This is a genomic window from Mesorhizobium sp. P3_A9, assembly GCF_056402975.1.
Map to the genome: position 1 here is coordinate 1 of NZ_JBFUGJ010000334.1, position 6,323 is coordinate 6,323.

General features: G+C 62.2%; 5 protein-coding genes and 2 pseudogenes. 4 read left to right on the forward strand and 3 right to left on the reverse strand.

The window, feature by feature from the left end; translation table 11 throughout:
* Together AC1DX0_RS28925 and AC1DX0_RS28930 are read left to right on the forward strand one after the other, a co-directional pair.
* Nucleotides 1-368 (forward strand): annotated as a pseudogene (locus AC1DX0_RS28925) (AAA family ATPase); the annotation flags it as partial.
* A gap of 432 nt (nucleotides 369-800) precedes the next feature.
* Nucleotides 801-1,886 carry a sensor domain-containing diguanylate cyclase gene (locus AC1DX0_RS28930; RefSeq protein ID WP_477357826.1) on the forward strand — a complete coding sequence of 362 codons (1,086 nt, stop codon included), beginning with the start codon at nucleotides 801-803 and terminating at the stop codon, nucleotides 1,884-1,886.
* 22 nt (nucleotides 1,887-1,908) lie between these two features.
* On the opposite strand, the gene AC1DX0_RS28935 is transcribed toward AC1DX0_RS28930, so the two are convergent.
* Nucleotides 1,909-2,814 (reverse strand): LysR substrate-binding domain-containing protein, encoded by a 906-nt coding sequence (locus tag AC1DX0_RS28935; RefSeq protein ID WP_477218372.1) that lies wholly within the window; start codon nucleotides 2,812-2,814, stop codon nucleotides 1,909-1,911.
* A gap of 118 nt (nucleotides 2,815-2,932) precedes the next feature.
* Between AC1DX0_RS28935 and AC1DX0_RS28940 the strand changes: the two genes are divergently transcribed.
* Both AC1DX0_RS28940 and speB read left to right on the forward strand, forming a co-directional pair.
* Nucleotides 2,933-4,039 (forward strand): polyamine ABC transporter substrate-binding protein, encoded by a 1,107-nt coding sequence (locus AC1DX0_RS28940; protein WP_477218371.1) that lies wholly within the window; start codon nucleotides 2,933-2,935, stop codon nucleotides 4,037-4,039.
* Nucleotides 4,040-4,089: 50 nt separating this feature from the next.
* Nucleotides 4,090-5,049: an agmatinase gene (gene speB, locus AC1DX0_RS28945; protein WP_477218370.1), complete on the forward strand. Its 960-nt coding sequence runs from the start codon at nucleotides 4,090-4,092 to the stop codon at nucleotides 5,047-5,049.
* 82 nt (nucleotides 5,050-5,131) lie between these two features.
* Here speB and AC1DX0_RS28950 read toward each other — a convergent pair whose 3' ends face one another.
* The gene (locus AC1DX0_RS28950) at nucleotides 5,132-5,833 is read right to left on the reverse strand and encodes an antitoxin Xre/MbcA/ParS-like domain-containing protein (protein ID WP_477218369.1); all 702 of its coding nucleotides are present in this window, start codon (nucleotides 5,831-5,833) and stop codon (nucleotides 5,132-5,134) included.
* 380 nt (nucleotides 5,834-6,213) lie between these two features.
* Nucleotides 6,214-6,323 (reverse strand): annotated as a pseudogene (locus AC1DX0_RS28955) (IS5/IS1182 family transposase); the annotation flags it as partial.

Genomic DNA, 6,323 nt, shown 5'->3' on the forward strand with positions numbered 1-6,323 from the left:
ACGACGCAAATGTTGTCGATTTTGAGTTTGACGGCAATAAAATCTCCGTAAACGGAGACAGTTTTTTTTCTGCAAGCTCGATGGTCTATCTAAAGAATTCGTTCCTGGCTTCGTTTTTGTATGCTGCAGCAAACGATGGCGATTTTTCGCATCCGAGGTTGCTTATAATGGATACGATCGAGGACAAAGGGATGGAGCCGGAGCGTAGTAGGAATTTTCAATTGCAACTCAGAGATAAGTCGTTGTCGGCAGCTTCCGACCATCAGATGATCATAGCCACCTCAATGATAGCAGATGAGCTTAACAATAACTTATATACAGTTGGTGAATTCTATACGCATACCAATAGAACTCTCAAAGTCAAATAGAACGGCAACGAACTGCACGCGGAAGCCATCAACCGATCTTGATCACGCACCTTAGGCGATTATCGCCAATAGGCGCTGCGGAAACCGCCTGGACCATAGAGCCGCAGCCGCCCGGCTTTTGCAGCAGCCAATAGGTTCCCGGGGTCGAATAGCGCCCGCGAATTTAAGCAGCTAAGTGATGGTGGCCGATCTAGTCTCGCTCAATGCCGTCGGCTCAGTCAGCCTAATCGTGGCAGCTACGGCAGTAGCGTAACGAACGGTTTTCGCGCAGCAGACGGACCAGCCGCCCCGGCTCTTCGAACGCGGCGGCGCCCCAAACGCCGTCGCGCCCCCCATAACATATTGATAAGATTCAGCTGATATAGGGAAGCTCTTGCCGCATGCCGTAACGGCATCCACGGCGCGCTCAGACCGCCAAATGGGGGTGCGGCCATGAAGCATGACGGAGTTTCTGTATCCGTGGTCGGCGAGCGAGCCTACCACGACGAGCGATTGGATGCCTTGCTCAGCATCACCGGCCGCATGGACGGTTATCTCTACCGTTGCCGCAACGACGCGTCCTACACCATGCTGTATATCAGCGACGGCATCTTCACCGTCAGCGGTTACCGGCCGAGCGATTTCATCCACAACGCGGTGCGCGACTATGTCTCGGCCATCCACCCGGATGACTTGCCCTCGGTGTATGCCGCCGTCGACGCCGCGCTCGAGGCGCGCTGCAACTGGAACGTCGACTACCGCATCGTGCCGCAGGTCGGCGAACCGCTCTGGGTCCGCGAGATCGGCGGTGGTGTCTGGGACGAAGCCGGCGAACTCGAATTCCTGGAAGGCTTCGTCGTCGACATCAGCGACCGCAAGGTCGTCGAGGACCTCAACGCCCAGCTGCTTCTGGATCTGAAGACCGCCAACGAGGAACTGTCGGCGCAAAAGCGCGAGATCGAGGTGGCGAAGCAACAGAGCGACCATTCGGCCAACCACGATGCCTTGACCGACCTGCCCAACCGGCGCGCCTTCCACAACGAGCTCAAATCGGTGGTTGCCCGCTGCGGCGCCACCGGCGAGGCGGCCGGGCTTCTGTTCATCGACCTCGACCGGTTCAAGGAAGTCAACGACACGCTCGGCCATGAGGCCGGCGATGCGCTGCTGCAGCGCGTGTCGAGCCAGCTTCGCTCGATCCTGCGCAGCGCCGATTTCGTCGCGCGGCTTGGCGGCGACGAGTTCGCCTTCCTGTTCTCGGCCGACACCGATCTGGCACAGCTGAAGGCCGTACGCGTCGCCGAACGCATCCTGGAAAGGTTGCGGATCAAGGTTCCGACGCCGAATGGCGCCATCCAGGTCGGTTGCACCGTTGGCGTGGCCATGTATCCGKCGGAGGCCGCGGACTCCGAGGCGCTGATCCCGCTTGCCGACCGGCTGATGTACATCGGCAAAAAGAGCGGCCGCAACCGGCTGGTCACCGCCAGCGAAATGACACCGCAACAGCCATCGTCCGGGCCAAGCTTTCGCAAGACCGCTTAGCGCAGAGCGTGGACGAAATCCCTCAGACCATCCCCATCGCCTGCTTGTGGCTGGCGATCTCCGACAGCAGCCACTCGCGGAACCGCTTGATGCCGGCCGAGCCGCGATGGCCCGGCTTTTGCTGTAGGCAGTAGCTCTCCGGAATTGCATGCCGCACCGGAAACGGCGCTACCAGCTGGCCGCTGGCCAGCAGGTCCTGCGCCATGATGTTGTCGACCAGCGCGACGCCGCCGCCATTGACCGCCTCGCGCACGGCCAGCGCCGGATCGTGGAAGATCGGACCGGATTTCGCGTCGACTTTCAGGCCTTCGGTCTCGAACCATTCCTCCCACCAGGCGGTGGTGTTCTCGTGCAGCAGCCTCTGTCCGGCGAGATCGGTCGGCGTTTTTGGCGCATTCGGACCGGCAAGCAGGGCTGGCGCGCAGACGGGGAAGATCACCAGCGACACGAGCTGCAAATAGTCCGCATTGCCGGCATCGGCGGTGAACAGCACACGCAGATCGGCACTCGGGTTGCCGCCCCGGTTCTGATCATCATGGATCGACACGTCGAGTTCGAAATCCGGGTTCGCCGCGCGAAACCGCGGCAGGCGGTCGGCGAGCCACAGGTTCATGAAGGTGGCATTGATCGACAGCGAGGCGCGCTTGGCGGCAACCGGGCGGCCATGGCTGCCCATCTCTTCGATGGCATTCTCGATCGACCTGAAGGCGGTGGAGAGCCGGCGGGCAAAGTGGCTGGCTTTCGGCACCAGCGTCACCTGCCGGACGCCGCGCTCGAACAGCTCGATGCCCAGCGCCTGTTCCAGGGAACGGATATGCCGGCTCACCGCCGAGGGCGTCAGCCGCAACTCGTCGGCGGCTTCCTTGAAGCTGTGCAGGCGCGCCGCCGCTTCGAAGGCCCGGATCGCATTCAACGAAGGCAGCTTCATGCGCAAAGACAAAACTTCAGATGAGTTTTTGTCAAGTATGACGGACAGAAATGCCGTTTGTCGGACTGTGTCGAACGGGCAATTCTCGCGCGATCCGAACCCCCTGGGAGACCGCGCCATGCGCCATCTTGCCACCCTTGCCGCATCGATGATCGCCCTGTCCGCCTGCGTCCTGACGGGTAGTGCCCAGGCCGGCGAGGACAAGACCGTCAACATCTACTTCTGGTACGATTACGTGCCGGCCGACACGATCGCGCAATTCGAGAAGCAAACCGGCATCAAGGTCGTCTACGACACATTCGATGCCGTCGAGATGCTGACGACCAAGGCGCTGACCGGCGGCTTCGGCTACGATTTGATCATGCCGGGCGCATCGATCGTCGGCCAGTACATCAAGGCCGGCGCCATCCAGAAACTCGACAAGGCACAAATCCCCAACGCCGGGGGTCTCAATCCCGACATCATGGCCTTCCTGGCCAGGCAGGATCCGGGCAACGCCTATGCGGTGCCCTATGCCTATGGCACGACAGGCATCATCTACAACAAGGCCAGGATTGCCGAGCGGATGAAGGACGCCCCGCTCAACAGCCTCGACATGATCTTCAAGCCGCAGGTGGCGCAAAAATTCCAGGATTGCGGCATCGCCATGGTCGATTCCCCCGAGGGCGTGATGTCGATCGCGCTCAACTACCTCGGCTTCAACCCGTTCTCGACCGACGAGAGCGAGATCAGGAAGGCAGCCGATCTGCTGACCGCGATCAAGCCTTACATCAGGCATTTCAAATCGGGCGCGATCATGAGCGAGATGGCGGCCGGTGATCTCTGCCTGGCGCTTGGCTGGAGCGGCGATGCGATTGGCGCGGCGACCAAGGCAGTGGACGCCAAAAGCGGCGCCGATATCGGCTACTCCATCCCGAAAGAAGGCACGGAAATCTTCTTCGACGTCATCACCATCCCGGTCGATGCGCCGCACCCCGAAAACGCCGAGGCGTTCATGGATTTCCTGATGAAGCCGGAAATTGCCGCTCGCTTCACCAATGCGACGCTCTACCCGAACGCGGTCGAGGCGGCGGCGCCGATGATCGACAAGACCGTTCGCGACAATCCCGACATCTATCTCTCGCAAGAGACGATGAAGCATCTGTTCGCCGCCCAGCCACGCGACCAGAAATCGCTGCGCCTGGTCACCCGTCTGTGGACCGGCTTCACCACCGGAACCAACTGATCCCCGGCCTGTTTTGGCCCACACCTCACTCCAGAAAAGATGTGATCGATATGCTTGAATCCCTGCCGCGTTCGCGCCAGACCGACGACGCCGTTTTCGGCAAGAACATTTATGGCGGCTCGCACGAGCCGGTCTATGGCGGCGTGCTGTCCTTCATGCGCCGGCGGCTGACCCGCAACCTCGACGGCGTCGATGTCGCCGTCTGGGGCATCCCCTTCGATGCGGCCGTGTCCAACCGGCCGGGCGCGCGCTTCGGGCCGCAAGGCGTGCGGCGCGCCTCGGCCATCCTGGAGGGCGACCCGCAATATCCTTTCCGCGCCGATCCGTTCGAAAAGCTGGCGGTCATCGACTATGGCGATTGCGGCCTCGATTTCGGCCGGCACGACGAAACGCCGTGGCAGATCGAGGCGCAGGCCAGCGAAGTCGTCGATGCCGGCGTCACGCTGCTGTCCATCGGCGGCGATCACTACGTCACTTGGCCGCTGCTCAGGGCGCATGCGAAGAAATATGGGCCGCTGGCGCTGGTCCAGTTCGACGCCCACCAGGACACTTGGCTCGACGAGGAGAAGCGCATCGACCATGGCTCGTTCGTCGCCAGGGCGGTTGCGGAAGGCCTGATCCTGCCGGAGCGCTCGATCCAGATAGGCATCCGCACCCATGCGCCCGACACTTGCGGCCTCGAAATCCTGCATGGCGAGGATGTCGCCGAACTCGGCGTGGCCGGCGTGGTCGAGCGCATCAAGGCGCGTGTCGGCGATGCCAGGACCTATCTGACCTTCGACATCGACTGCCTCGACCCGGCCTTTGCGCCGGGCACCGGCACGCCGGTCGCCGGCGGTCTTTCGTCACGCGAGGCGCTGATGATCCTGCGGCGGCTGGGTTCGCTCGATATTGTCGGCGCTGATGTCGTCGAGGTGGCGCCGGCCTATGACCATGCCGACGTCACGTCGATCGCAGGTGCCGCCGTGCTGCAGCACTATCTTGGCCTGCTGGCCGAGAAGAAAGGCTAGAGCAATTCCAGGAAAAGTGTGAAGCGGTTTTCCGTCCGGAATTGCGTCAAGCAAAGAGCCCGGCTCGGAGGGCGCGCCGGCTTCAACCCGGCGTGAACACCCTTGCCGCTTCGACGACTTCATCGATCTGGTCCTGCCGCAGCAGGTCGATCGGAATGCGGCCGTCGAGCTGCGCCGCCGGCCGCGTCAGCCATAGCCAGGCGAGCCTCGGATTGCCGATCAGGGACTGGACGTCGCTTATGCCGGCGACCGGCCTGCCATCGACGAATTGCGCCAGCGGGAAGACGTGTTTGCGGCCACCCTTGCGCAAGGCGATGACGTCGCCACGTCTTTGCCAGCGGTGCAGGGTCGAGCGGGCGATGCGCAAATTCTCTTCGAGATAGGTCGAGCCGGCGACGCGCCCGGCCCAGTCCTCGATCAGCATCGATTCCAGGTCGTCGGACTGCGGCGACGGGGGAAGCGGCTCATCGGCCAGCAAAGCGGTCGACGGATTTGTGGCCCCGGCAGTGCCGGCTTCGCTGCGGCGCGCGGCTTCCGCCGCCCCCGCGCGCACGAATTTCGAGGCAAGGCCGGGAAGGTCGGCATGGATGGCGTCGATGGCACGCTGGTGCTTTGGCGACAGCAAGGTGACGGCGGACGCTATGCTGCCGGCGATCTTGCCGACCGAGACCACGGTGGATTGGTTGATGGCCTCATCATAATGGGCAAGCGCGCGTTCGACGTCCTCCGCGACCATCTCCGCGAAGTCGTCCTGTCCAAGACCCGTAGTCTGAAATCTGCTCATGCACATATCTTCCGACCGCGCGCGCTCCTCCCTCAGCCGCGGCCGATCGCTGAATTTCTAGTACGGAAAACGGAAGTCGCGGCGGCAACGGATCGCGCCGCCCGACAGCTTGCTGTCTTGCATTTTTCAACATCCCATCTGAACGCGGGCGCCCCGAAATGTCAGTCACGGGACGCTCTCGATTTCGTGTAGGAGCGATATGTGACAATCACGCGACGGTGAAGCTGCCGATCTCCCCCCTCGTGGGCCTGTTGTGTAATTGCAGCAGAGCGCGGATGAGAGCGGGATTGCGGGAATATCGCCCGTATTCGTGAGTTCTTGTGTCTGGTTTGGAATTTCGGGCGGCGGTTCGGCCTCGTGGGGCCGGACTGCGGGCGCACCTATCCTGTGATGGCGGCCCATCGGCGCATGTTGAAGGCAATCGCCGCTAACGTCACCTGGGCAGTGGCTTTGGCCAGCCCGACATAGCGGATCGTGGTCAGCTTCATGC

Bases quoted from the DNA above. Each gene is read 5' to 3' on its own strand.
- AC1DX0_RS28935 (WP_477218372.1), bottom strand. From the start codon at position 2,814: ATGAAGCTGCCTTCGTTGAATGCGATCCGGGCCTTCGAAGCGGCGGCG.
- AC1DX0_RS28940 (WP_477218371.1), top strand. From the start codon at position 2,933: ATGCGCCATCTTGCCACCCTTGCCGCATCGATGATCGCCCTGTCCGCC.
- speB (WP_477218370.1), top strand. From the start codon at position 4,090: ATGCTTGAATCCCTGCCGCGTTCGCGCCAGACCGACGACGCCGTTTTC.
- AC1DX0_RS28950 (WP_477218369.1), bottom strand. From the start codon at position 5,833: ATGAGCAGATTTCAGACTACGGGTCTTGGACAGGACGACTTCGCGGAG.